Consider the following 260-nt stretch of genomic DNA (forward strand, 5'->3'; position numbering starts at 1 on the left):
TCTTTTTTCTGGAATTACCGTGCAATTAGAACTTTTCATCGATAGTTCCTTCTATGAAAACCAATCTACTTATAGACCGGCCCTCTTAAATAGAAGTTCTCTTACACTTGAAAACTCCGTTCCAAAATAGCGATCCTCTCTGTGATCGGGAACGATGCCTGCAATCTCTTCAAACAGCTGCTCTATAACAGAACCGGACTTCCTGGGATGTCGAAACGACAGAGCTCTGAATGCGAGAAGCGCCTCAATAGAGATAAGGG

The 260-nt window shown here is 43.1% G+C and carries 1 pseudogene; it reads right to left on the reverse strand.

Annotated features, from left to right (window positions below):
- Window positions 1-69: 69 nt before the first annotated feature.
- Window positions 70-260, reverse strand: a pseudogene (locus B3N33_RS04160) (histidine ammonia-lyase); the annotation flags it as partial.

The sequence above is a fragment of the Mesotoga sp. UBA5825 genome (assembly GCF_002432955.1).
Taxonomy (GTDB): domain Bacteria; phylum Thermotogota; class Thermotogae; order Petrotogales; family Kosmotogaceae; genus Mesotoga.